The organism is Bacillus sp. 220_BSPC (assembly GCF_001054655.1).
GTDB classification, from domain to species: domain Bacteria; phylum Bacillota; class Bacilli; order Bacillales; family DSM-1321; genus Peribacillus; species Peribacillus frigoritolerans.
Genome location: NZ_JVPL01000096.1, coordinates 1 through 23,158, shown reverse-complemented (window position 1 = coordinate 23,158; position 23,158 = coordinate 1). Strand labels below are relative to the sequence as shown.

Genomic DNA, 23,158 nt, shown 5'->3' with positions numbered 1-23,158 from the left:
CCGTATCCATGTTATATTGGATTTTAGATTAAAAGGTTCCATTTGGTAATAACATTTTATCGATACTTCTCTTTTTTAATGAAAAATCTTAATGCTATAATGGTGTAATGGGAAGTGTGAATGGAGGATTATAATGTACGATTTTCGCGAGTGGAAACATGTTTTCAAACTCGATCCAAATAAAGAAATAAGTGATGAGGCCCTTGAGAAAGTCTGTGAATCCGGTACTGATGCAATCATGGTCGGGGGAACGGATGGTATCACGCTTGAGAATGTGCTTCATTTAATGGCACGTGTCAGGCGATATACGGTCCCGTGTGTGATGGAAATTTCTTCAGTTGAAACGGTGACGCCAGGGTTTGATTTATATTTCATTCCGAGTGTCCTGAATAGCACCAACCCGGATTGGATGATGAAATTGCATCAGCAAGCAGTCAAGGAATACGGATACCTTTTGAATTGGGATGAAATTTTCGTTGAAGGGTACTGTATCCTGAACCCTGAGTGCAAGGCGGCCCAATTGACGAAAGCCAATACTGATTTGGATATGGATGATGTGGGTGCATACGCGATGATGGCGGAAAAGATGTTCAACCTGCCGATCTTTTATTTGGAATACAGCGGTGATTATGGCGATGTCCAGATGGTGGAAGCGGCCAAAGAGAGTTTGGAAGATACCATACTATTCTATGGCGGTGGGATAAAATCGGTTGAACAAGCCAAAGAGATGTCCAAGATTGCGGATGTCATCGTTGTCGGCAATGTGATTTATGAAGATTTGAAAGTGGCCCTGGCAACAGTTACGGCAGTTAAATGAAAACATGTAAGAAATATAGTATACTAAAACAGAAACGAATGTTCGTATAGGTGGTGTGATAATGCAATATTTAGCGGAAAAATTATTAATTGGTTTGAATGAACAGCAACAAAAAGCAGTGAAAGCAACAGATGGTCCACTTTTAATCATGGCTGGGGCAGGAAGTGGAAAGACGCGTGTGCTGACTCACCGAATAGCTTATTTGATGGTCGAGAAGGAAATAGCGCCTTGGAACATCCTTGCAATCACGTTCACCAACAAAGCTGCACGTGAGATGAAGGAGAGGATCCGTGCCATACTTGGCGGTGCATCCGAAGATATCTGGATTTCGACTTTCCACTCGATGTGTGTCCGCATTCTACGAAGAGATATCGACCGTATCGGATTTAATAGGAACTTCTCGATATTGGATACGACGGATCAGCAATCGGTCATAAAACAAATCATGAAAGACCGTAATATGGATACAAAGAAATATGATTATCGTGCCATTTTGGGCAGCATCAGTTCAGCGAAAAATGAATTGGTCGGGCCGGAAGAGTACCTGAAGACGGCGTCTGATTACTTCACTAAAGTAACGGCCGATGTTTATACGGAATATCAAAAACGGCTGCGCAAAAATTCAGCGCTCGATTTCGATGATTTGATCATGATGACGATTCAATTATTCCAGCTCGTACCTGAGGTGCTTGAATATTATCAGCGTAAATTTCAATACATTCATGTTGATGAGTACCAAGATACGAACAGGGCTCAATATATGCTTGTTAAATTATTGGCTTCACGCTTCCGTAATCTCTGTGTTGTCGGGGATTCCGATCAGTCGATTTATCGTTGGCGCGGTGCGGATATTGCGAATATCCTTTCATTTGAAAAAGATTATCCGAATGCCAACATGATTTTCCTTGAACAGAATTACCGCTCGACGAAAAAAATCCTTGCAGCAGCGAATAAGGTCATCGATAACAATCAAAACCGTAAGCCGAAAAATCTTTGGACCGAGAATGCAGATGGCAATAAGATATTCTATTACCGTGCGGACAATGAACAAGGGGAAGCGCAATTCGTAGCCGGAAAGATAAATGAGTTAGTTCAGGACGGCAGCAGGAAGTATTCAGATATAGCAATACTTTACAGAACGAATGCACAATCACGTGTCATGGAGGAAGTTCTGCTTAAATCCAATATTAATTATGCAATAGTCGGGGGCACTAAGTTCTATGACCGTAAAGAGATTAAGGATTTACTTGCCTATCTTCGACTTATTGCGAACCCTGATGATGACATCAGCCTTCGCCGTGTAATCAATGTGCCAAAACGCGGAATTGGTGCAACTTCGATGGACAAAGTGGCAGATTATGCAGATCAATATGATGTTTCCATATATAAAGCACTGGAGTCTGTGGAAATGGCAGGGATAAGCGGGAAGGCCACCAAAGCGGCAAGGGAATTCCATACGCTGATCACTAATTATACAAATCAGCAGGAGTACTTATCCGTGACGGAACTTGTGGAGGAAGTCATCGAGAAAACTGGTTACCGTGAGATGCTGCAGGCAGAAAAAACGATTGAATCACAAAGCCGGCTTGAAAATATAGATGAGTTTTTATCTGTTACGAAAGCATTCGAAGATAACAGCGAGGACAAATCATTGGTGGGCTTTTTGACTGACCTGGCGTTGGTTGCTGATATAGACCAACTTGACGAGAATACCGAAGAAAATACAAATACGGTAACGTTGATGACATTGCATTCAGCGAAGGGACTTGAATATCCGGTAGTCTTTCTATTGGGCCTTGAAGAAGGGGTTTTCCCTCACAGCCGCTCGCTTATGGATGAAGAGGAGATGGAAGAAGAACGCCGTCTGGCTTATGTGGGAATTACAAGGGCCGAAAATGAACTATTCATAAGCAATGCCCAAATGCGGACATTGTATGGACGGACGAGCATGAATCCCGTTTCACGTTTCATCAGTGAAATACCAGAGGAACTTCTAGAAGACCTAAAACCGAAACCTGCTCCTAGAGCTAGGCAAACGCCTTTCAGCTCTTCGAGAACCGGGTCTCCTTCAACGGCTTCAACAAGAAAAGTGCCTGCCTTTGGAAAAGCTGTTTCTGCACCATCCGCAACGGGCGGTGAAGAAATCGGCTGGGCTGTCGGTGACCGTGCCTCCCATAAAAAATGGGGTATAGGAACCGTGGTAAGCGTAAAAGGGGAAGGCGAAGGAAAGGAATTGGATATTGCCTTTCCAAGTCCAATCGGCATCAAACGCCTATTGGCGAAATTTGCACCAGTTGAAAAAGCATAAGCTATTAATATGCTCCTGCTGGTAAAGAATAGGGATATCTTACTTTAGACACCGCTCTTCTATACAGAAGTGCGGTGGAGTCTTCTTTAGAAAGGATTGAACGTATGGACTTACAAGCTGCAGAGAAGAAAGTTCTGGAACTGCAAACGTTATTGAACCAATACAGCTATGAATATTATGTGATGGACCAGCCATCAGTACCTGATGCTGAATATGATCGGCTGCTACGTGAACTTATTGGGTATGAGGAGAAATTTCCGGAACTGCAAACGGAGGACTCACCGACACAACGGGTCGGTGGCGCCATTTTGGATATGTTTGAAAAGGTGGAGCATACCACTCCGATGCTTAGTTTAGGCAATGCCTTCAACGAAAGTGACTTGCGGGATTTCGACAGAAAGGTCAGACAATCTGTAGGTGACAATTTTTCCTATGTATGTGAATTGAAAATTGACGGACTTGCCGTCACACTTCAATATGAGAATGGATATTTCGTAAGAGGGGCAACCCGTGGAGACGGAACGATCGGTGAAGATATTACCGCTAATTTGAAAACGATCAAGTCGATCCCATTGAAGTTACGGGAGCCGGTCGCCATAGAAGTGCGCGGTGAGGCCTTCATGCCAAAAAAATCATTCGAATCATTAAACAAGGCTAAGGAAGAACGCGATGAGGAACCATTTGCAAACCCGCGAAATGCCGCTGCCGGCTCGTTAAGGCAGCTTGATCCGAAACTTGCTGCGAAACGGAACTTGGATATTTTCCTTTATGCGATTGCCGATTTGGGGGAAACGGGGGTCCGTTCCCATAGCGAGGGTCTGGATTTATTGGATCGACTCGGGTTTAAGACGAATCGGGAAAGAAAAACATGCTCGAATATAGAGGAAGTACTGGCCTATATAGTAGAATGGACGGAACAACGTCCAAACTTAGCCTATGATATTGATGGAATTGTCGTAAAGGTGGATTCCCTTGAACAGCAGGATGAATTAGGTTTTACTGCAAAAAGTCCGCGATGGGCCATTGCTTATAAATTCCCAGCTGAAGAAGTCATTACAACCCTAAGGGATATCGAGCTGAATGTGGGCCGTACGGGTGTATTGACCCCGACTGCCGTTTTGGATCCCGTCCGGGTAGCAGGTACGACTGTGCAGCGAGCTTCACTTCACAATGAAGACTTAATCCGTGAAAAGGACATCAGAATCGGAGATCAAGTGGTTGTGAAAAAAGCGGGTGATATCATTCCTGAGGTAGTCAATGTACTGGCAGAGCGCCGTACAGGGGAAGAAGTCGAGTTTCAGATGCCGACTGAGTGCCCCGAGTGCAGCAGTGAACTTGTCCGGCTGGACGGGGAGGTGGCTTTACGCTGCATCAACCCGAAGTGTCCTGCACAAATACGGGAAGGCCTGATTCACTTTGTTTCCCGTACAGCTATGAATATAGACAGTCTTGGTGAAAAAGTGATTAGCTTGTTATTTAAAGAAGAACTCATACAAGATGTGGCTGATATTTATAAGCTTACATACGATCAACTGATTGCTTTGGAAAGGATGGGGGATAAATCCGTCACTAAACTTCTTCAAGCGATTGAAGCTTCGAAAGCCAACTCGTTGGAAAAATTACTATTCGGGCTGGGCATTCGCCATGTTGGTTCAAAAGCTGCCAAGACGCTTGCGAGGGAATTCGGGACGATGGAAGCCTTAAGCAAGGCGAGCCGTGAAGAACTAACGGCCATCAATGAAATAGGCGATAAGATGGCTGATTCCATCGTAGCTTATTTTGAATTGGAAGAAGTCCATGCTTTATTGAATGAGTTGGATGCAGCCGGTGTGAATCTTACTTTCAAAGGGCAAAGAGCTGTTGCTATAGAAGATATCGACTCCATTTTTGCCGGTAAAACAGTCGTTTTAACGGGGAAACTGCATCAGTTAACACGTAACGAAGCTAAAGAGAAATTAGAGGCGCTAGGAGCTAACGTTGCTGGAAGTGTAAGCAAGAAAACCGATTTGGTCGTAGCTGGTGAAGATGCCGGTTCCAAACTGGAAAAAGCCGAAAGCCTAGGCGTCATGGTATGGGATGAAGAGAGACTGATTGAGGAACTAAATAAATAAGAGGTGTAGCTATGAGGAAACACTCCATTTTGGGGATGATTCTTATACTGCTTCTTGCTGGATGTGCGCCTAGTTTCGAGGATAAGCAAGAGGTAGTTCAAGACTCCAAAGACAAAAAAGAAACGGCAATTATTCCGAAGTATAAAATTTCGGAAGAATATTATCAAACAATCCTACCGTTTGAACCTTCAAAGGCACGCGGTTTGGTCGTATCCAATCTAAATACCAGATATGACATTGAAGAATTCGAAAATGGATTGATGCGGTTGGCCCAAACCCAATTCGACCCGGAAGATTACCTGTTTCAAGAGGGGCAAATGCTGGATAGCTCCACCATCTCTTCCTGGCTGAACAGAAAATATACCGATAGTCAGTTGAAAGAAAAGAAGATGAAGGCCTCACAGAACCTTGGCTTGAATCCGGTTGATCCAGGCAAAGGGGACATTGATAAGCGGAATGAAGAAAATCCGATCTATCTTGCCCATATTTTAGAACATAATTACTTGGTAAAAACAAAAGATAATTCAGTGAGCCTTGGCGGAGTTGTAATCGGTCTTGCGTTGAATTCAGTGCATTACTATCAAAAAGAGGCATTCGGTGCCACCTATGAAAATAAAATCGATAGTAAAAAGCTAAAGCAAGAAGGGGAAAAAATTGCTGCGGAAGTTTTAAAAAGGCTGCGTAAAATGGACAAGCTGAAAAATGTTCCGATTACGATTGCCTTATTCGAGCAAAATGAAAAATCTTCAGTAGTCCCTGGGAATTTCATTTCCTATACAAATATTGATAAAAACTCGAACAATATTGGAAAATGGACGAACTTGGACGAAGAGTATTTCCTATTTCCTTCTGCTGCTGCTGAAAAGAAATACCGTGATGACGTCAATACTTTCACGAACTTTAAAGAAGATGTCGAAGAATACTTCCCTAACTTTAATGGAGTCATCGGCAGGGCGTTCTATATGGATGATCAATTGCAAAGCCTGAACATCGATATCCCCATTCAATTTTATGGGAACTCGGAAGCGATAGGCTTTACCCAATATGTTGCTGGGCTCATAATGGAACGTTTCCCGAACTATATTGCCGTACAGGTATCCATTACGTCTGTAAATGGACCTGAAGCGCTCATAGTCCGTGAAGCGAATCAGGACGAACCAACCGTTCATATATACGAATGAAAAAAGGATGAAGCTTAGCGGCTTCATCCTTTTTTTCGACTGGAATCTATTTCTTGTGAATGTCAAAATAACCTTTAACAATGAACAAAGATATATAATAGAAAGTAAACCCTTCCATCTTAGGGAACAAGTTCTTTAAAAAAGGCAACATTTGTCGAATTTTAATAGTCTTATTGTCATTTCCCCGGAAATTCCGGCAACTTTCCCATATTTCCCGGAAAATATCTCTTTTTCCTTAAGAAATAATTGAATTTCGACATTGTATCTCTTGTTGCTTTACTGTGCAATAGTTTGATATGATTTAAACGATGATTATATGGAGAAAAGCGACGAAATTCAGTCGATTTGGATATTTTTTCGGAGGTGAAGAGAATGTCACGTATTTCTATGGAACAAGTTAAACACGTTGCCCATTTGGCCCGTTTGGCCATTACGGAGGAAGAAGCAAAACAGTTTCAGCATCAGCTTGACCAAATGATTTCATTCGCGGAGCAGTTGAATGAGCTTGATACGGATCAAGTAAACCCGACTTCTCACGTTTTGGATATGAAGAATGTTATGCGCGAAGATGTCGCAAAACCGGGATTGCCAGTAGAAGAAGTAGTTAAAAATGCACCGGATAGCAAAGAAGGATATATCCGTGTACCATCAATAATTGAATAAGGAGGGACAATGATGTCGTTGTTCGAACAAAAGGTTTCTGAGCTTCATGAACGCTTACATAAGAAAGAGATAAGTGTCACTGATCTTGTTGACGAATCGTACAAGCGAATCGGACAGGTAGAGGACAAGGTGAAGGCATTTTTGACACTTGATGAAGAAAACGCCCGCAATCAAGCAAAACGATTGGATGATCAATTGGTAAAAGGCGAGAACGAAGGCGCTTTATTTGGTATGCCAATCGGAGTGAAGGATAATATTGTCACTAAAAATTTGCGTACGACTTGCGCGAGCAAAATTTTGGAGAACTTTGATCCAATCTATGATGCAACCGTTGTTCAAAAGCTACAGAAGGCAGAAACGGTTACGATCGGGAAATTGAATATGGATGAGTTTGCGATGGGGTCTTCCAATGAGAACTCAGCATTTCAAGCAACACGCAACCCTTGGAATACGGAATATGTGCCAGGCGGTTCTTCGGGTGGTTCGGCTGCATCTGTCGCTTCCGGTGAAGTCCTATTCTCTTTAGGTTCCGATACGGGTGGATCGATCCGCCAACCAGCGGCATATTGTGGAGTTGTCGGCTTAAAACCTACATATGGACGGGTTTCCCGATTCGGCCTTGTAGCATTTGCGTCTTCATTGGACCAAATCGGACCGGTTACAAGAACTGTTGAAGATAACGCTTATCTGCTTGAAGCAATCTCAGGAGTAGATCCAATGGATTCGACCTCTGCTAATGTTGACGTGCCGAATTTTGTGAATTCATTAACAGGCGATGTTAGAGGATTGAAAATAGCCGTGCCTAAAGAATATCTTGGCGAAGGCGTTGGTGAAGAAGCACGTAATTCCGTACTTGAAGCGTTAAAAGTACTAGAGGGTCTTGGAGCTCAATGGGAAGAGGTTTCCTTGCCGCATTCCAAATATGCTTTAGCTGCCTATTATCTTCTATCTTCATCGGAAGCCTCGGCTAACCTTTCACGTTTTGACGGTGTTCGTTACGGACATCGGACAGATAATGCAGAAACTCTTATAGAAATGTATAAGCAAACCCGTGCAGAAGGATTCGGTGACGAAGTGAAACGCCGTATCATGCTTGGAACGTTCTCCTTAAGTTCCGGTTATTATGATGCTTATTATAAAAAGGCTCAAAAAGTACGTACATTAATCAAAAAAGACTTTGAAGATGTCTTTGAAAAATATGATGTCATCGTTGGGCCGACTACACCTACGCCTGCATTTAAAATTGGTGAAAAAGTAGACGATCCATTAACGATGTATGCGAATGATATCTTGACGATTCCAGTCAATCTTGCTGGCGTACCGGGTATATCCGTGCCATGTGGATTCGCAGCGAATGGTCTTCCGCTTGGACTGCAAATGATTGGGAAGCATTTTGATGAAAGCACGATTTACCGCGCGGCTCACGCATTTGAGCAAGCAACAGATTTTCATAAACAATTTCCTAAGCTGTAAGGGGTGAAAATAATGGACTTTGAAACGGTGATTGGTCTAGAAGTACACGTAGAATTAAAAACGGATTCTAAAATTTTCTCAGCGAGCCCAAATCATTTTGGTGCCGCTCCAAATAGTAACACGACTGTAATTGACCTAGGCTACCCAGGTGTATTGCCTGTCGTCAATAAAAAGGCTGTTGATTTTGCAATGAAGGCTGCAATTGCCCTGAATTGCGAAGTGGCGGAAGTTACGAAATTCGACCGGAAAAACTATTTTTACCCGGACAATCCTAAAGCATACCAAATTTCACAGTTCGATCAACCGATCGGTGAGCATGGTTGGATTGAAATCGAAGTGGGCGGCAAGAAAAAGAAAATTGGCATTACCCGCATTCATATGGAAGAGGATGCTGGAAAGCTGACACATAAAGGGAACTATTCGCTTTGCGATTATAACCGCCAAGGTACGCCTCTTGTTGAAATCGTATCCGAACCGGATATCACTTCCCCGGAAGAAGCGTATGCTTATTTGGAAAAGCTGAAATCCATCATTCAATACACGGGCGTTTCCGATTGTAAAATGGAAGAAGGCTCACTTCGTTGTGATGCTAACATTTCCTTGAAACCTGTTGGCCAAAAGGAATTCGGTACGAAAACCGAATTGAAAAACTTGAATTCATTCAACTTCGTTCGCAAAGGGTTGGAGCATGAAGAAATCCGACAAGCGGAAATCTTGAATGAAGGCGGCAAAATCGAACAGGAAACTCGCCGGTTCGACGAAGCTACAGGCAGAACCGTACTAATGCGAATTAAGGAAGGCTCCGATGATTACCGTTATTTCCCGGAACCGGACTTATTGACGATCCATATTGATGAAGAATGGAAAGCTCGTATCGCTGCCGAAATTCCGGAACTTCCGGATGCCCGGAAAAAACGCTATGTCGAAGAATTTGGCTTACCTGAATATGATGCAGCCGTTTTAACGGTAACGAAAGAAAGTGCGGATTTCTTTGAAGCGACAGTTGCTTCAGGTGCCGATGCAAAACTGGCATCTAACTGGATCATGGGTGAGGTTTCCGCTTTCTTGAATGCAGAAGGCAAAGAGCTGCATGATGTCAAATTGACTGCTGAATCATTGGCTGGAATGATCAAGCTGATTGAAGATGGCACGATTTCGTCTAAAATCGCTAAAAAGGTTTTCAAAGAATTGATTGAAAACGGCGGGGATGCTGAAACGATCGTCAAGGAGAAGGGACTAGTCCAAATTTCCGACGAAGGCGCATTGCGTACAGCCGTTGAAGAAGCATTGAATAATAACCCGCAATCCATTGAAGATTTTAAAGCGGGTAAACAAAAGGCAATCGGCTTCCTTGTCGGGCAGATTATGAAAGCGACAAAAGGACAAGCCAATCCACAACTTGTTAATAAAATTTTGGTGGAAGAAATCAATAAACGTTAATATTGACCGTATCACTTTTAAAGTGGTACGGTTTTCTCTTGATTAAGGAAAAAGTTTACTGAGAAAAATAATAAGCGGAAAAATAATTTTGAGTTATCTGTAGGGGTAACTCCTTTTTGTGTCGTCTATTACATGAATGTTTATCAGGAAAGGGGGAAGAGAAGTGTCCGATGAGTTAGTAGAGAAGGTAAGGGCTGGGAATGATCATGCATTCCGAATGTTGATCGAAACTTATAAACAGACGATTTATAGAACCGTCTATTCCGTCTTGCGGAATCAAAAGGATGCAGAAGATGTTACCCAGGAAGTCTTTATCAAAATATACACTTCTCTTCCTCAATATAAGAACCAAGGCTTCAAAACTTGGATTACCCGAATTGCCGTCAATCATGCAATCGATCTAAAGAGAAAGAGGGAACGCCAAAAGGAAGAATTACAGGACGAACATTCATCGGAAGTTAATTTGGGCTTAACGGATGATGTCGAGGCAGTATTTTTTCGGAATGAAAGGCGAAAGCAAGTATTACGGAAGCTGAATGACCTTCCAGAGGGATATCGGGACGTTGTATATGGCTATTACATAAAGGAAAAGACATTCAAGCAAATTGCAGAGGAACAGCAGATTCAAGTGAAATCTGTGGAAGTAAAGCTATACCGGGCAAGAAATTGGATGAGAAAACATTGGAAAGAGGAGGATTTTTCATGAATCATGTTTCAGAGGCACAATGGGTTGCATATTTGGCAGATGAAATACCAGAGGCTTTAAAAATTGAATATGAAAATCATCTATACTCCTGTGACAAGTGTTTGTCCGTCTATATGGAAGCGATGGAAAAAGAAGAAACAAGTCTGGACCTTGAAGGATTTGATATTGCAGGTCCGGTCATGGACTCGATTAGCCGATTGAAAGGCGGCTTTGTTGATGATTCTTGGCCACATCGAAAAGAGAAGTCACTTCGGACAATCACAAGACATTACCTGATTGCGGCCGGATTTACGATTTTATTAATGGCAGGCGGTGTATTTCAATCATTGACAGAATACGTGGATTCTGTGGAATCAAGCAGTGATAAGAAAACGCAGTCCTTGACCGAGGACCTTATTGATAAAACATTTACTTGGATGGATACAATCGAAAAGAAAAATAAGGAGGGGTTTAGAAATGAATAAAAGTCCGGTATTAGCTTTTTTATTATCCTTTCTGCCAGGTTTCGGACATTTTTACCTAGGAAGGCAATATAAAGGGCTATTTTATTTTCTTGCCACAGCTGGATTGGGGCTTGGAGGTCTTTTTCTTTCGTTAATCAGTCAATCGGATGCGTTTCTGGCATTTTCCGTTATTGGAATGGTGTTTTATTTCATCAGTATATTTGATTTGGTGGTCACCTCACTGAGGAATCCTAAAAGTGAAGAGGATGTGGAGGGAATGGCAAATCAGCCGGAAGCGGAAAGGTTTTATGTAATCATCCTTTCATTCGTTCCTGGGTTAGGGCATTTTCAGCTAGGCCTCATGAACCGTGGGCTCATTTTTCTCATCAGCTTTTTAGGCTTTGGCATCATGGTGATATTCATCAGTGTGATGACACAAATGGAAGGTCTGTTAATATTCATGGCACTATTGCCTGTTATCTGGATTTACAGCTTTTTTGATTCTGTTCAACAGCTGAATAAAAAGCAAAGAGGTGAGGAGCTTATCGATCGGACCGTTTTGGAAGATTTCGAGGAGAGACGGGAATCCGGGAAGAAGAGTAAAGCGGTCGCGACTTTATTCGCTATTTTCCCTGGTGCAGGTCACTTATATTTGGGGCTGCAAAAACGCGGGATACAATTGATGGCCGGCTTTTTATTCGCCATTTACATACTGGATTTACTCCGGTTGGGTTTCTTCTTCTTCCTTATTCCGATTATCTGGTTTTATAGTTTTTTTGATGGATTGCAAAAAGCATCAAAAATGGAGGAGGGTCCAGTAGAAGATACGCCCATCATTTCGGGAATGGTCAATCATCAAAAATGGTTAGGATTGGGTTTGGTGGGAATTGGAATCTATTTCTTGGCTAGTAATATGATCGTCCCGGCCATCGCTCCCCATTTAGATGAATGGATTGGAAGCAACTTGGAATATTGGTTTAGGGATTATTTTCAAAAAGGCCTTGTATGCATCCTTCTAATAGGCGGAGGAATCAAATTGCTGTCGGGAAGTAAAAAAGGGAGCGTCAAGGAGGAGACAAAATGAGAACATGGAGAGTCGGAACGATTTCAATGGGAATCTCACTGGTTGGTTTGGGTTTGGTTTTACTGGTTTCTCAAATTGCGGATATGAATTTGACAACGATTCTGCTATCATGGTGGCCGTTGCTGTTCATTATCTTGGGTGCAGAGATTCTCTTCTATATTTATTTTTCCAGAAAAGAAAGTTCTTTTGTGAAGTATGATATTCTTAGCATTCTTTTCGTGGGATTGCTTGGAACGACGGGAATAGTTTTAATTCTGCTTACATCAAGCGGATTGATGGATCAAGTTAGGGCTGCCGTGAATAGTGAAGAGAAAACGGTCAATTTGCCTGGTTTCAATCAAAAGGCAGGAAAAGGCATACAGAGAGTTGTCCTGGACCCTGGCCCATACCCATTGACCATTGAAAGTGGTAATGACGGAGAAGTTTCCGTTTTTGGAACATATGGTGAGCGGGTAATGGAAGATGCTGATTCATTGTTGAAGAAGGCGGAAGATTATTTACTCGTAGAGAGAAATGGTGATACGCTTTATATAAGTTTCAAGGATTTGCCGATTCAAAATGGACTTTTGGACAGTGGTACAATGAATCTTAAGGCCACCCTTATAATCCCTGCTGAGTTGGCAGTGGAGATAGACGGTCAAAATACCGATCTTGTCTTGAAGCCTAGAAAGCTCTTGAATGACTGGAGTGTGAAAGATAGCGGAAATCTAAGTGTATTCCTTCAGGATAATAGTGATATCAAGATAGATGCCAGAGAGGCCGAGGAACTTGAAGGTCCTGAGAATGGCTGGAAGATGACTGAAGTGAAACAAGAAACAAATGAAGAAGGTATTGTAAAAAAGAATGGGCTATTCAATACTGGTAAAGGGAAACATACATTAACGGTTACCGACACATTTAACGTGAATGTTCAATATCCCTGATTGAAATCATTTACTAGAATAAAATTGTAAAAAGCATTATAATTTTCCCTGATAAGATTTCTAGTAAAATGCAAAAGATATGGACCGAAATACGGTCCTCTTTTTTTCGAATATTGCTTTTCATGTAACGAAGGATTAAGATGTAAATTATGGAATCAATATGTATAAGGATGATGGGAAATGAAAAGAGCAAGGTTGATTTACAACCCGACTTCGGGCCGGGAAGCCATTAAGAAGAGCCTGCCAGGTGTGCTAGCGAAGCTTGAAGAAGCTGGTTATGAAGCTTCTGCACATGCGACGACCGGTGCTGGGGATGCGACGAAAGCGGCAAAGATAGCGATTGAACGCGGCTATGAGGTAGTTATTGCAGCAGGGGGCGACGGTACGATTTATGAGGTTGTTAATGGACTGGCCACTGCAGAGAAACGTCCGAAACTAGGAATCATCCCGACGGGAACGACCAATGATTTCGCGCGGGCGCTGCATTTACCGAAGTCGATCGAAGGGGCAGCCGAAATTATTGCCGGCGGGCATACGATGCCGATCGATATCGGGAAAATGAACGATAAGTATTTTATCAATATTGCTGGCGGGGGCAGATTGACCGAATTGACCTACGACGTGCCGATCAAGCTGAAAACGATGCTCGGTCAGCTAGCGTACTATATTAAAGGAATTGAAATGCTTCCTTCAATTAAGCCGACGGAAGTTTCTATTGAATATGATGGAAAGCTTTTTGAAGGGGAGATCATGCTTTTCTTGGTGGCTAACACGAATTCGGTCGGCGGCTTCGAGAAACTGGCCCCTGACGCCTCTTTGAATGATGGTATGTTCACGTTGCTTATTTTAAAAAAGGCAAACCTGGCTGATATTGTCCGTGTCGCAACATTGGCAATGCGCGGTGAGCATATCCATGATAAAAACGTCATTTATGAAAAAGCCAATCGAATTAAAGTACAGGCCAAAAAGGATATGATGCTTAATTTGGATGGGGAATTTGGCGGGATGGCCCCAGCTGAATTCGTCAATCAGTACCGCCATTTTGATGTATTCATCCCGCAAGGACTACTGCCGGATGATCCGGCAAATAAATAGGGTGAAAAGGCCACTGAATCTGGTGGCCTTTTCAGTTTAATGAAGCAAGGAGAATTGCAACATGTATATCAGGAAAGCGACACCGGAGGATGCGGACAAGGCAGCCATATTGACCCGGTTAGCGATTAAGGAAATTGCAGAGGTTTTGACAGGTGAAACGGAAGAAGAAAGAATACTTTCCGTTCTTGCCGATTTGTTCAGGAAAAGTGGGAATCGGGTCAGCTATGAAAATACGCTTGTCAGTGAACATGATGGACAAGTATCTGGATTGATCATTGCTTACCATGGTAAGGATGCCGAAAGCTTGGATGAACCGATAGTGAAACAATTAAGGATGAAAATGAAAGACCCAAGCGTTACGCTCGATAAGGAAGCGGAAATGAGAGACTTTTATTTGGATACCGTGTCCGTTGACCCGAATTTTCAAGGAAGAGGAATTGGCAGTGCACTGATTCAATATGTGGAGGAATACGCTAAACATAAGGGGTATCCAAGAATTTCTTTAGTCGTTGAAAATGAAAATGAAGCGGCGAATCGTCTCTATGGCAGATTAGGATATATAGAAATGAAAACCATTTCGATTAGCGGCCATGAATTTCGCTATATGGTAAAGGAAATAGAAGAACCTCCTGTTTAACAGGGGGTCCTTTTTAGTTCTTTGAAGTTTGGCATTGTATGCGATTACATTTGCTGCCCATTCATGGCTGCCCAATCAGCGTAAGCTCCGGTGCCATTACATCCGGGACAGTCGTGTATATCGGAAAAATGATATTCCGTAGGTACGAAGGAGCTGTATCCACGTCCGTAACAATCCGGACAGAGGCCTTTTTCCTCCATACTCGCTCGATGTTTTTCTATCCTTGTAGCATTCCAGGCCGATATAGAGTTAAATAAACCCATTTCCTCACCTCTTTTGGTTTTCCTTATTTTTCTTTTTTTATTGAGCTTTTATTCATGGAACTATGAAAAATCCGTAATTCCTTCCACTATATTTTTATGAAAACCAGGGGAAATTGGTGAGTGGTTTTGTGGCAAGGCCTCTATTGTGGTAAAATACAGGCTAGCATAAAAAAGAAAAGAGAAGATGATATGAAAAAAACAGCACCAGTTGCTAAAAATGATATAGTAGAGGTTTTATTTGAAGATTTAACACATGAAGGAGCTGGCGTCGCTAAAGTCGATGGCTACCCGATCTTTGTTCAGGGCGCCCTTCCAGGTGAAAAAGCAAAAATCAAAGTGATGAAGGCTAATAAGGGTTATGGCTTCGGACGTTTGATGGAGATTATCGAGAACAGTCCATACCGGGTTGAGGTCACGACTGAAGACTACCATAAGTACGGTGGTTGTCAGCTGCAGCATATGAGCTATGAAGGACAGTTGGAATTCAAGGAAAAGCAAGTACGTGAAGTGATGACACGCATTGGGAAACTTGAGGATGTGAAGGTTCACCCGATCATCGGGATGGAGAATCCAACCCATTATCGCAATAAAGCGCAAGTGCCTGTTGGTGAAAAGGATGGCAAGCTAATAGCAGGGTTCTTCAAACCGCGGACACATGAAATCGTTGAAACGAAAGAAAGCATTATCCAAAATGAAGTGATTAATGAAGCCGTTCAAGTCGTTAAAGAGATTTTCAGTAAACTTGGTATCCCCGCTTACAATGAAGAGGCACATAAAGGTGTATTGCGGCACATCATGGCCCGTTATGGCAAGCGAACAGGGGAATTAATGATTGTTCTTGTTACTAGAACGAAAAGTATCCCTTTCATCGAAACTATCGTGAAGGAAATCGTTGAACGTCTTCCACAAGTTAAATCCATCGTTCAAAACGTGAATTCCAAGAAAACGAATGTTATCTTAGGCGATAAAATGACTGTGCTATGGGGCGACGAAGTGATCCATGATATGATCGGTGATGTGAAATTTGCGATATCGGCAAAATCCTTCTACCAAATCAATCCAGATCAAACGAAAGTCCTTTATGATAAAGCTCTTGACTATGCAGGGCTGACTGGTGAAGAAACGGTGATAGATGCCTATTGCGGCATTGGGACCATCTCTTTATTTTTAGCTAAAAAAGCGAAAAAAGTAATCGGTGTCGAAGTGGTCGAAGAAGCGATCGAAGACGCACGGCGCAACGCTGAATTGAATGAAATCTCAAATGCAGAATTCATTGTCGGCGATGCAGGTAACGTTATTGCTGAATGGTATCAAAAGGGCAACACTGCTGATGTCATCGTGGTGGATCCGCCACGCAAAGGTTGTGAAGAATCCCTTCTGAATACGATCATCGAGATGAAGCTTAATAAAGTCGTATACGTATCATGCAACCCAGGTACTCTAGCGCGTGATCTTCATATCTTGGAAGAAGGCGGATATAAAGCAGTTGATATCCAGCCTGTCGATATGTTCCCAATGACGACACATGTTGAAAATGTAGTGTTATTAGAGTTGAAATGATTGAATGTGGGCCCGGTCTAATTGACTGGGCCCGCATTTTTTATGTTTGCACAATATGGATTGACTTCCGATCCAACCACTCGCTCTCTGCGGGCGGTCGTCCCTCGGCATGCGCCTGAAGGGTTTCACTAGGCGCGCTTTTCCCGCAGGAGTCTCTCCAATCAACTTAGTTACAACAGTTAGAAAGGAGACCAGCCTAAAGGAGTTGCAGGGTTGCTTTGGGTCAGGTTGTTTCGGGAGAATATTTGAAGAAAGATAAGTTCCCGAACCCCTTTGTCAACAAACTGGGTCCTGGTCTAAATGACCGGGACCTTTTTCACGTAGTTAAATTGAGGAAAAGGGAGGGGGATTTTTTTTTGCAAGTTTATTCTTGACGCTCTTACTTGGACATATATTAAGAAACATATGGATTGGGAGGCAAGGTGATTTTATTAATTTTCAAAAAGCGGTGGCTGTTATTGTTGGTAGCTTTTTGGTGGGCATTGGAATTAATGGATTTTTGGTTCCTCATCATTTAATAGATGGCGGCGTAATTGGGATTGCACTCATCCTTCATTATTTCTTTGGTTTTCAAACGGGACTATCCATGTTGGTCCTTAGCATTCCTATATTTTTATATGCCTGGTATTATGAACGCCCTTTTTTCTATAGCAGCGTTCACGGATTGCTTTTGACATCCCTTTTTATGGACTGGCTTAATCCATTGAAAAAGGTTTTTTCCATTTCAATACTGACAAGCTCTTTGATTGGCGGTGTCATCATAGGAATGGGCATAGGACTCATGCTTCGATATGAGACAAGCAGCGGGGGAACGGATATGCTAGCCAAAATCATCTCTAAATCCACCTCCATGGATATCGCTTTGGCGATTATCGTCATAGATACACTAATCATTTCAGCTGCAGCATTCACCTTAGGTATCGAAATTTTTCTTTTTTCATGTGTGACGATCGTCATCATTGGACTTGTCACATCGCTTATGAAAGTGAGGGAATGAATATATAATCAGTTCCTTAAGATATGGGCTACGTTATCTATTGCCTTTTGCAGCTTTTCGCTATTTTTGCTAAACATCTCTTTAGCTTCTTTTGATTCAGTTCCAAGTGCAAACAACTCCAAGTCCGCTTGGCACTTTTTCAAGGTCGCGAGCATAAGAGGTTTTTCCTGAGGAGAAGGAACTTTAAGTTTATCATCAAAAAGATCCACAGTTAATTCTCCGTTAGAATTGGCTTGACCAAGAAAAACATTTTCGAGGATTACCCCCAACTTATCCAGTTCAGTATGAAGCCAATGTCGGTTCAGACCTATCGTGGAAAGTGGTTCATCAAGTATTAGGCCGTCCATGATGATGGTTTGTGGCTCCTTTACTGCAGCCACTGGCAGGTTAAGGTCCTTAGGTGTTACAGGTTGATTTTGCTTCTTTAACATTACGGAAAAATCCCCATTGGCTTCCAATAAGGCAAACTCAACTTCAGAAATATCGAAGACATCCTTTTTTCGGAGCAACCCCAGCAATTCATCGATGGTATATTTCTCTTTTTTTAAATTATCTTCCATGACTTTCCCATCTTTGATGAATACCGATGCTTTTCCTTCAATAAGATCACGAAAAGTTTTACTTTTCAAGGATATTAATCCTGCAATGAAGGGTGCTATGGCAAAAACGAGAATGGACAGTACGCCATGTATAATATTGCCCTCCACTTTTGTAGCTAATTCTGCCCCAACATTACCAATGGTTATGCCCGTTACATATTCAAAAAAGGAAAGCTGGGACAATTGTTTTTTTCCTAACACTTTAGTGATCAAAAAAAGAACAATTAAAAAGAAAAATGAGCGTAAAAGAATTTCTATCCAATCCGGCATTACCAAAACACCTCCTGCTTGATCATGGTTATTAAAAACCTTTATATTGTGGTTCTTCCCGTTCTAACTCGCCCACGCGCGTTTGTACATCCTTCCTAACTTCATTCACCACCAGCATCGTTTCATGCAAAATCCGTTTAGATTCATCATCTTGAGTCCGGAGTGCTAAGCTGGATAAGCCCGCTTCAACTCCTTTTAAGCTAGAGACACATTGTTTGACATTGGAAGCTATCGTCATGCAGCATCCTCCTTATCTTTTTAGGTCTTCTGTAATAATGACTCGGAACCATGAGCGGCTGTTATCCAGGCACTGGTTGCTTCAAACATGCCAGCGGCAACAACCCGATCAATCGATGCTTTTTCACATCCGCTAGGGCTACGGAAACAACCTCCGCAGCCAAGAAATGAGCAGTCAAACATCAAACCTTAGTTTTATGCTTCTCCGTCATATTCAATCGATACGGCATGGGCGATGCATGGGATCGTCTCGCTTTGTTGAAAGGATAGAGGAGATAGCAAGGCACCGGTGGCCACGACGAGCAATCGTTTTATTTCTCCTTTTTTCATGCGATTCAATAAATGACCATAAACGACGGTTGCGGAACATCCAGGGCCGCTTGCCCCGGCCAGGACCGGCTGACCATCCCTGTATATCATTAAACCGCAATCTTTATATTGCTCTTCTTTAATCGGCGTGCCATGTTTTTTAAATAATGCCAGAGAAACTTCATGTCCGATCTTTCCTAAATCCCCGGTCACTATCAAATCATAATAGGATGGGTCGAGGTTTCTTTCTCTAAGATGTGCTTCAATCGTATCTACAGCGGCCGGAGCCATGGCACCGCCCATATTGAAAGGATCGGTCAATCCCATGTCGATGACACGGCCTATCGTTGCTGAAGTGACCCTTGGGCCTTTCCCGGCACTGCTTAATAAAGCCACGCCAGCACCCGTAACGGTCCATTGGGCTGTTGGAGGTTTTTGCCCTCCGTATTCAGTTGGGTAGCGAAATTGCTTTTCTACTGCGGCGTTATGACTTGATGCTCCTGTCAATAAGTACTCTGCTCCTTTGGTATTGACAAGGTAGGCGCCAAGAGCCAGTCCCTCCATGGAGGTGGAGCAGGCACCAAATAAGCCGAGATAAGGTGTTCCAAGTGTTCGACAGGCAAAACTGGTAGGGGTTATTTGATTGATCAGGTCGCCTCCAAGGAAAAATTGTATCTGTTCCTTTTGAAGACCCGCCTTCTCGATTGCTTTTGTACTCGCTTCTTCCAATAAAACTTTATGTGCTTTTTCATAGGTATCTTGATTGATCCATAAATCGGAATGGAGAAGATCGAAATCATCCGCAAGCAAACCGTCTGCTTCAAATGGACCGCCAACGGTTCCTGTGGAGACGATGACAGGCTTTTGATCAAACACCCATGTGCGATGCCCCGTAAGCATTATTAAACCACCCCATTGTATGAGTATTGTCAGTAAGATAAAACAAAGGAATAACATAAAAATCCTTCAGCCAATTTGAATATAGTACAGCCATTACCTAAAAGGAAACCTTTGGCCCGGTGTTCAATGGCTGCGGTATCACCGCAACCTGAAAGTAACAAAGCGGCCAATTCGGTCAAACAAAATCCGGTGATAAAGCAGTCAGCTTTTACTTTTTATCATTTAGCATCCTCGTATCACTTCATTCGGCATTAAAAGTATTTCTGAGGTCCAGGACAATCGTAATCCTCAAAACGAGCTTCTATGATGATTTTTAAGTGGCAGTCGATTTAAGAATTACAGCTTTTTCTTCCGTGACCCGTACTGAATCAGTTCAAGGCAGGTATGTAACCCTTTGGTAGTTTGAGATTGGCTTAAAGATTCTGTTCTACATTATATTTTGATATAGAAAAAGGAATGAAAATTTCATTCTTGGTTATGGAAAGATAAAAAAGGCTGGTTGCTTTAACCAACCTTTTTTATATGAATGATCATTGTTTATATTGAGGCTCCTCGTTTTGAATCTCTTCAATGCGAGGAGCGATGCTGTCGACAATCGATTGTGTTTGTTGGGCAGCTTGTTGATACAATTGTTTGGCTTGCTCATTATCTGTAGAAAGGGCGAAGGTTTCAAAGCTCGCTTGAGCGCTTTTTAACCCTGCTATAGTTGTTTTGACATCATTTATAACTGTCATATATGAACCCCCTAATTTTTTAACTGCCTTCTTAGAGTGGGGAAAAAATGATTATCTATACCTTCCAAATATATCTATGAGTGAAATCAAGTGACTAGCTTATTAATCAAACGTTTGATTAATGGAATGGAAACAGGCAGAATTCATTGTATTAATCCTCCTTTTTCGTTGTACGAATCGTTTTTATTGTTTAATCATTGACCGAATTCAGAATTTTAAATATAATTGTAGAAAACATAACGTGATTACGTGAGGTGACATGACATTTATATTATGGACGATTTATATAGTAGGGTTGCTATTGAAATTTCATCTGAAGAAGTGATAAAAGGACTGCTATTCCACAAAAGCAAACAGGAGTCGGAAATTGAATCGATCAAAGGTAAAATTCATAAATATGAGCAAAAACGTAGAGCTGAGGAAGCTTGGTATCAATCCCTATCACCATTTAAACGTTTTTTTACAGGGCGTGCCCCAAGTCATCACCAGGCGGTTGAACATTTGGTGAATGTGAAAGATAGATATAAACAAATCGAGAAAATAAAACAGCGGGTCGCTTTTATAAATGAGGTGATCGGTGTACTTGAGGCTGAAACGGAAAAAAGGGAAATGAATTTACCATCAGACATCATTAAAGAAATAATGGCCTGGCAGAAATCGGAGGGAACGCCGAGATGACTCTAGAAACGTTAAACGCTGGCTTGGATACGATTTGGGTGGTTCTGACAGCAGCCATGATACTATTGATGGAGGGCGGGTTTGCCTTATTGGAGGCAGGGTTCGTCCGTACGAAAAATAATGTGAACATCATCATGAAGGTTTTTGCCGATATTACGATCGGAACGCTTTGCTATTTCGTCGTTGGTTTTGGCTTAATGTATGGAATGGATGTATTTGGAATCATCGGGGCAAGTGGCTTTCTGCTGAAAGGTGATTTGTCGCACATCGACCTTACGATTTCCATGGACGCATATTGGTTATTTCAAGGGGCATTCGTCATCGCCGTCATTTCCATCGTTTCGGGAGCCGTTGCGGAAAGGATCAATTTTCGGGCGTATCTTATTTTTGTCGTAATGATGACAGCATTCATCTATCCAATTGCCGGTCACTGGGTATGGGGTGGCGGCTGGTTAAGCAGGTTGGGCATGCAGGACTTCGCAGGGTCTGCTGTCATTCATGCACTAGGCGGTTTTTCAGCACTTGCGGCTGCCATTGTAATCGGGCCGAGAGCAGGTAAATTCACTTCAAGGGGGACCAGCTCCATTTCGCTGCCGAGTAATCTCCCATTGGCATCTGTTGGGGCATTCCTTTTATGGTTTGGCTGGTTTGGATTTAATGCAGGAAGCACCTTGCAAGCTACAGATGTCCGCATTGGACATATTGCCATTGTCACGATGCTCTCAGCTGCATCAGGGGGAGCGGTAACCCTGCTTTATACACTGTTTAGATATGGACGCTCGGATGCACCTTCCGTCATCAATGGCTCACTTGCTGGTCTTGTCGGGATTACATCTGGATGTGCATTCGTTAGTGATCTGGCGGCGTTGCTGATTGGAGCAGTTTCTGGAATGTTGATGTTAGCTGCGACAAATTGGTTGGAAGCCCGGAAAATCGATGATCCGGTCGGTGCCTTTCCTGTTCATGCGGCATCAGGAATGTGGGGTACGATAGCGGTAGGGCTTTTCTCCACTGAAAACGGACTGTTGGCCGGCGGGGGATGGCATTTGCTCGGAGTTCAAATATTAGGATTAGTGGTGTTATGCATCTGGGGCTTTTCAGTGACTTGGCTTGTTTTTAAAGTTATAAATGTTTGGCTGCCTATAAGATCGACTGAAGAAGAAGAAGAACTTGGGTTGGATATCAGTTATCATGGCATCATGGCCACACATACCTCGCCGGAGTTCATCAAGGTAGAGGATTACTATAAGCAGGATGAAGAATTGACAAGGTAATCTCTATAATACAATGGTAAAATCAAGTAAGAGGTGAATTTTTAAATGGGTGTATGCAATCTTAATCATTCGCAACAAGATGTCAGGCTAAAATTTGAAAGCCAAAAGGCATTTTTACCAACACAATTGAGTCAAACATTAGATCGATATCTTGAAAAAGGGAATTCGCAGGAAACATTGAATGAACTTTTTCATCTATTGAAGAAATATGACTTGTCTACCCAGGAGGAACAGGAATCTAGAAACGAAAAGTTGAAACGGATTATGTTGTAAATTAGAAAGAGCAGGAGTGTAAATATGACTCCCGCTCTTTTATTTTCTTGGCTCTTTTCGTAAAGATTGTTGTTTTTAAAACGAAACGATCTAAGGTTGATTGGGGCGGAAGTGCGAGACTCCTGCGGGAGCGGCGGGACAGGTGAGACCCCACAGGCGTTTACGCCGAGGAGGCTCACCGCC

The 23,158-nt window shown here is 42.4% G+C and carries 23 protein-coding genes; 18 read left to right on the top strand and 5 right to left on the bottom strand.

Features of this window, described 5'->3' with window-relative positions:
* Nucleotides 1–133 precede the first annotated feature (133 nt).
* The 13 genes from ADA55_RS06085 to ADA55_RS06025 all read left to right on the top strand — a co-directional run bounded on the left by ADA55_RS06085 (nt 134) and on the right by ADA55_RS06025 (nt 14,881).
* The gene (locus tag ADA55_RS06085) at nt 134–817 is read left to right on the top strand and encodes a heptaprenylglyceryl phosphate synthase (RefSeq protein WP_034306092.1); all 684 of its coding nucleotides are present in this window, start codon (nt 134–136) and stop codon (nt 815–817) included.
* Nucleotides 818–878: 61 nt separating this feature from the next.
* A complete protein-coding gene (pcrA, locus tag ADA55_RS06080; RefSeq protein WP_048680596.1) occupies nt 879–3,125 on the top strand; it encodes a DNA helicase PcrA in 2,247 nt (748 codons plus the stop codon).
* Between the two features lie 104 nt (nt 3,126–3,229).
* Complete coding sequence (ligA, locus tag ADA55_RS06075; RefSeq protein WP_048680592.1) at nt 3,230–5,236, top strand: NAD-dependent DNA ligase LigA; 2,007 nt, start codon at nt 3,230–3,232, stop codon at nt 5,234–5,236.
* 11 nt (nt 5,237–5,247) lie between these two features.
* Nucleotides 5,248–6,417 (top strand): CamS family sex pheromone protein, encoded by a 1,170-nt coding sequence (locus ADA55_RS06070; RefSeq protein WP_048680589.1) that lies wholly within the window; start codon nt 5,248–5,250, stop codon nt 6,415–6,417.
* Between the two features lie 372 nt (nt 6,418–6,789).
* A complete protein-coding gene (gene gatC, locus ADA55_RS06065) occupies nt 6,790–7,080 on the top strand; it encodes an Asp-tRNA(Asn)/Glu-tRNA(Gln) amidotransferase subunit GatC (protein WP_034306082.1) in 291 nt (96 codons plus the stop codon).
* A gap of 12 nt (nt 7,081–7,092) precedes the next feature.
* Nucleotides 7,093–8,553 carry an Asp-tRNA(Asn)/Glu-tRNA(Gln) amidotransferase subunit GatA gene (gatA, locus tag ADA55_RS06060; RefSeq protein ID WP_034306080.1) on the top strand — a complete coding sequence of 487 codons (1,461 nt, stop codon included), beginning with the start codon at nt 7,093–7,095 and terminating at the stop codon, nt 8,551–8,553.
* A 12-nt stretch (nt 8,554–8,565) separates the two neighbouring features.
* On the top strand, nt 8,566–9,993 hold the full coding sequence (gene gatB, locus ADA55_RS06055) for an Asp-tRNA(Asn)/Glu-tRNA(Gln) amidotransferase subunit GatB (RefSeq protein ID WP_048680586.1): 1,428 nt from the start codon (nt 8,566–8,568) through the stop codon (nt 9,991–9,993).
* Between the two features lie 163 nt (nt 9,994–10,156).
* On the top strand, nt 10,157–10,699 hold the full coding sequence (locus ADA55_RS06050; RefSeq protein WP_034306075.1) for an RNA polymerase sigma factor: 543 nt from the start codon (nt 10,157–10,159) through the stop codon (nt 10,697–10,699).
* Nucleotides 10,696–11,163, top strand: a complete 468-nt coding sequence (locus tag ADA55_RS06045) for a hypothetical protein (RefSeq protein WP_048680580.1) — start codon at nt 10,696–10,698, stop codon at nt 11,161–11,163. The genes ADA55_RS06050 and ADA55_RS06045 overlap by 4 nt, the downstream gene beginning before the upstream one ends.
* Nucleotides 11,156–12,226, top strand: coding sequence for a multi-TM2 domain-containing protein (locus ADA55_RS06040; protein WP_048680576.1), 1,071 nt, complete (start codon nt 11,156–11,158; stop codon nt 12,224–12,226). Before ADA55_RS06045 ends, ADA55_RS06040 begins: the two co-directional genes overlap by 8 nt.
* The gene (locus tag ADA55_RS06035; RefSeq protein WP_048680574.1) at nt 12,223–13,149 is read left to right on the top strand and encodes a LiaF transmembrane domain-containing protein; all 927 of its coding nucleotides are present in this window, start codon (nt 12,223–12,225) and stop codon (nt 13,147–13,149) included. The genes ADA55_RS06040 and ADA55_RS06035 overlap by 4 nt, the downstream gene beginning before the upstream one ends.
* 180 nt (nt 13,150–13,329) lie before the next feature.
* Nucleotides 13,330–14,244 carry a diacylglycerol kinase gene (locus ADA55_RS06030; protein WP_034306067.1) on the top strand — a complete coding sequence of 305 codons (915 nt, stop codon included), beginning with the start codon at nt 13,330–13,332 and terminating at the stop codon, nt 14,242–14,244.
* Nucleotides 14,245–14,305: 61 nt separating this feature from the next.
* Entirely contained in the window at nt 14,306–14,881 is a 576-nt protein-coding gene (locus ADA55_RS06025) for a GNAT family N-acetyltransferase (protein ID WP_048680570.1), read from the top strand.
* Between the two features lie 44 nt (nt 14,882–14,925).
* Here the strand turns inward: ADA55_RS06025 and ADA55_RS06020 are convergent, their stop codons facing one another.
* On the bottom strand, nt 14,926–15,144 hold the full coding sequence (locus ADA55_RS06020) for a hypothetical protein (protein ID WP_034306063.1): 219 nt from the start codon (nt 15,142–15,144) through the stop codon (nt 14,926–14,928).
* Between the two features lie 189 nt (nt 15,145–15,333).
* Here ADA55_RS06020 and rlmD point away from each other — a divergent pair, with 189 nt between their 5' ends.
* Both rlmD and ADA55_RS06010 read left to right on the top strand, forming a co-directional pair.
* A complete protein-coding gene (gene rlmD / locus ADA55_RS06015) occupies nt 15,334–16,704 on the top strand; it encodes a 23S rRNA (uracil(1939)-C(5))-methyltransferase RlmD (RefSeq protein WP_048680641.1) in 1,371 nt (456 codons plus the stop codon).
* Nucleotides 16,705–17,152: 448 nt separating this feature from the next.
* Complete coding sequence (locus ADA55_RS06010; protein ID WP_309247786.1) at nt 17,153–17,701, top strand: YitT family protein; 549 nt, start codon at nt 17,153–17,155, stop codon at nt 17,699–17,701.
* An 8-nt stretch (nt 17,702–17,709) separates the two neighbouring features.
* Here ADA55_RS06010 and ADA55_RS06005 read toward each other — a convergent pair whose 3' ends face one another.
* The 4 genes from ADA55_RS06005 to ADA55_RS05990 form a co-directional block, all read right to left on the bottom strand.
* Nucleotides 17,710–18,570 (bottom strand): DUF421 domain-containing protein, encoded by an 861-nt coding sequence (locus ADA55_RS06005; RefSeq protein WP_048680564.1) that lies wholly within the window; start codon nt 18,568–18,570, stop codon nt 17,710–17,712.
* Between the two features lie 31 nt (nt 18,571–18,601).
* Nucleotides 18,602–18,808, bottom strand: coding sequence for a DUF1657 domain-containing protein (locus tag ADA55_RS06000; protein ID WP_048680561.1), 207 nt, complete (start codon nt 18,806–18,808; stop codon nt 18,602–18,604).
* 194 nt (nt 18,809–19,002) lie between these two features.
* Nucleotides 19,003–20,016 carry a stage V sporulation protein AD gene (gene spoVAD / locus ADA55_RS05995; RefSeq protein WP_048680558.1) on the bottom strand — a complete coding sequence of 338 codons (1,014 nt, stop codon included), beginning with the start codon at nt 20,014–20,016 and terminating at the stop codon, nt 19,003–19,005.
* 530 nt (nt 20,017–20,546) lie between these two features.
* Entirely contained in the window at nt 20,547–20,750 is a 204-nt protein-coding gene (locus ADA55_RS05990; protein WP_048680555.1) for a DUF1657 domain-containing protein, read from the bottom strand.
* 273 nt (nt 20,751–21,023) lie between these two features.
* Here ADA55_RS05990 and ADA55_RS05985 point away from each other — a divergent pair, with 273 nt between their 5' ends.
* Genes ADA55_RS05985 through ADA55_RS05975 form a run of 3 tightly spaced genes read left to right on the top strand, consistent with a single transcriptional unit; the run spans nt 21,024 to nt 22,975 of the window.
* Nucleotides 21,024–21,428: a hypothetical protein gene (locus ADA55_RS05985; protein WP_048680552.1), complete on the top strand. Its 405-nt coding sequence runs from the start codon at nt 21,024–21,026 to the stop codon at nt 21,426–21,428.
* Nucleotides 21,425–22,702: an ammonium transporter gene (locus tag ADA55_RS05980; RefSeq protein WP_048680549.1), complete on the top strand. Its 1,278-nt coding sequence runs from the start codon at nt 21,425–21,427 to the stop codon at nt 22,700–22,702. The genes ADA55_RS05985 and ADA55_RS05980 overlap by 4 nt, the downstream gene beginning before the upstream one ends.
* Before the next feature lie 45 nt (nt 22,703–22,747).
* Entirely contained in the window at nt 22,748–22,975 is a 228-nt protein-coding gene (locus ADA55_RS05975) for a hypothetical protein (protein WP_048680546.1), read from the top strand.
* Nucleotides 22,976–23,158 lie beyond the last annotated feature (183 nt).

Bases quoted from the DNA above. Each gene is read 5' to 3' on its own strand.
- ADA55_RS06085 (WP_034306092.1), top strand. From the start codon at position 134: ATGTACGATTTTCGCGAGTGGAAACATGTTTTCAAACTCGATCCAAAT.
- pcrA (WP_048680596.1), top strand. From the start codon at position 879: ATGCAATATTTAGCGGAAAAATTATTAATTGGTTTGAATGAACAGCAA.
- ligA (WP_048680592.1), top strand. From the start codon at position 3,230: ATGGACTTACAAGCTGCAGAGAAGAAAGTTCTGGAACTGCAAACGTTA.
- ADA55_RS06070 (WP_048680589.1), top strand. From the start codon at position 5,248: ATGAGGAAACACTCCATTTTGGGGATGATTCTTATACTGCTTCTTGCT.
- gatC (WP_034306082.1), top strand. From the start codon at position 6,790: ATGTCACGTATTTCTATGGAACAAGTTAAACACGTTGCCCATTTGGCC.
- gatA (WP_034306080.1), top strand. From the start codon at position 7,093: ATGTCGTTGTTCGAACAAAAGGTTTCTGAGCTTCATGAACGCTTACAT.
- gatB (WP_048680586.1), top strand. From the start codon at position 8,566: ATGGACTTTGAAACGGTGATTGGTCTAGAAGTACACGTAGAATTAAAA.
- ADA55_RS06045 (WP_048680580.1), top strand. From the start codon at position 10,696: ATGAATCATGTTTCAGAGGCACAATGGGTTGCATATTTGGCAGATGAA.
- ADA55_RS06040 (WP_048680576.1), top strand. From the start codon at position 11,156: ATGAATAAAAGTCCGGTATTAGCTTTTTTATTATCCTTTCTGCCAGGT.
- ADA55_RS06035 (WP_048680574.1), top strand. From the start codon at position 12,223: ATGAGAACATGGAGAGTCGGAACGATTTCAATGGGAATCTCACTGGTT.
- ADA55_RS06030 (WP_034306067.1), top strand. From the start codon at position 13,330: ATGAAAAGAGCAAGGTTGATTTACAACCCGACTTCGGGCCGGGAAGCC.
- ADA55_RS06025 (WP_048680570.1), top strand. From the start codon at position 14,306: ATGTATATCAGGAAAGCGACACCGGAGGATGCGGACAAGGCAGCCATA.
- ADA55_RS06020 (WP_034306063.1), bottom strand. From the start codon at position 15,144: ATGGGTTTATTTAACTCTATATCGGCCTGGAATGCTACAAGGATAGAA.
- rlmD (WP_048680641.1), top strand. From the start codon at position 15,334: ATGAAAAAAACAGCACCAGTTGCTAAAAATGATATAGTAGAGGTTTTA.
- ADA55_RS06005 (WP_048680564.1), bottom strand. From the start codon at position 18,570: ATGCCGGATTGGATAGAAATTCTTTTACGCTCATTTTTCTTTTTAATT.
- ADA55_RS06000 (WP_048680561.1), bottom strand. From the start codon at position 18,808: ATGACGATAGCTTCCAATGTCAAACAATGTGTCTCTAGCTTAAAAGGA.
- spoVAD (WP_048680558.1), bottom strand. From the start codon at position 20,016: ATGCTTACGGGGCATCGCACATGGGTGTTTGATCAAAAGCCTGTCATC.
- ADA55_RS05990 (WP_048680555.1), bottom strand. From the start codon at position 20,750: ATGACAGTTATAAATGATGTCAAAACAACTATAGCAGGGTTAAAAAGC.
- ADA55_RS05985 (WP_048680552.1), top strand. From the start codon at position 21,024: ATGGACGATTTATATAGTAGGGTTGCTATTGAAATTTCATCTGAAGAA.
- ADA55_RS05980 (WP_048680549.1), top strand. From the start codon at position 21,425: ATGACTCTAGAAACGTTAAACGCTGGCTTGGATACGATTTGGGTGGTT.
- ADA55_RS05975 (WP_048680546.1), top strand. From the start codon at position 22,748: ATGGGTGTATGCAATCTTAATCATTCGCAACAAGATGTCAGGCTAAAA.